Annotated in this window: 1 protein-coding gene and 1 pseudogene; both read right to left on the bottom strand. The window is 64.5% G+C overall.

The annotated features are described in order from the left end of the window. Nucleotides 1-339, bottom strand: a pseudogene (locus ACWCQ1_RS52135) (sugar ABC transporter permease); the annotation flags it as partial. Between the two features lie 14 nt (nt 340-353). Then, on the bottom strand, nt 354-1,150 hold a 797-nt coding region (locus ACWCQ1_RS52130), incomplete at its 5' end, for an ABC transporter substrate-binding protein (protein ID WP_451030139.1).

The following is a 1,150-nucleotide window of genomic DNA, read 5'->3' as shown; positions in this document are numbered from 1 at the left end:
GATCAGCACCACGAACCAGATGATGTTGTGCTGGACCGCGGGCCAGAACTGCGGGTTGCTGGTGAACAGCTGGTGGAAGTTTTGCAGGCCGACCCATTTGATGGAGCCGAAGCCGATGCCGTCCCAGCTGGTGAAGGCCAGCACGATGGAGGCCAGCGCGGTGACCCAGACCAGGGCCACGTGCAGGAGGGTGGGCACGCCCGCCATGAAGGCGAGCGTGATGCGGTCCCGGCGGGTCAGCAGGCGCTGATGGCCCCGCCGGATGTGCCGGGTGACAGGCGCGTGCCCCGGAGGCGGCACGGCCGCCTCCGGGGACTTCGTGTTGGTGTCGATGCTCACGATGGCCGCTTTGCTCACGAAGACGCGAAGATCTGCTTCTTCTGGCGTTCGATGGACGACAGCAGGTTGTCGATGCCCTTGGGGTTTTGCAGGAACTTCTGCAGCCCCGGCTGCATCACCGTGGAGGTGAAGTCCGGCCGCGAGTCACGGTCCATGAACTGCGTCAGCGACTTCGCACCGCTGATCATCGTGTACGCCTTCTTCTGCAGCGGCGTGTAGGAGGAGGTGTCGGCCTTGCTGGAGGCGGCCACCACCGAGGAGTCGGCCTTCAGATAGATCTGCTCGGCCTCCGGCGTGCCCAGGTACTCCATCAGCTTCGTCGTGCCGGCCTTGTTCTTGGGCGCCTTGGAGACCATGAAACCGTCCGTGGGCGCCTCCACCGTGTCCTGCCCGAACGCCGAGTTGATCTCCGGGAAGGCGAAGAAGTCCAGATCGTCCGCGTCGGCCTTGTTGGTGAACTGCTGCGCCACGAACGTGCCCAGCAGGTACATGCCCGCCTTCTTCGACACCAGCGTCTGCGCCGCGTCCTGCCAGGTACGGCCCATGAACCCGTCCTGGTGATACGGCAGCAGCTCCGACCAGTGGTCGAAGACCGCCTTCACCTTCGCATCCGTCCACGACTCCTTGCCCGCCATCAGCGACTTGTGGAAGTCGTAGCCGTTGAGACGGAAGTTGATCTGGTCGAAGGTGCCCATCGCCGGCCACGCGTCCTTGTCGCCGAACGCGATCGGCACCAGCCCGTCCTTCTTCATCTGCTTGCACAACGCCACCAGCTGGTCCCACGTGGTCGGCACCTGGTAGCCGTGCTGCT

The organism is Streptomyces sp. NPDC002144 (assembly GCF_053593695.1).
Note: the sequence above shows the minus strand (reverse complement) of the source record. Positions and strands in the feature narration are given on the sequence as shown.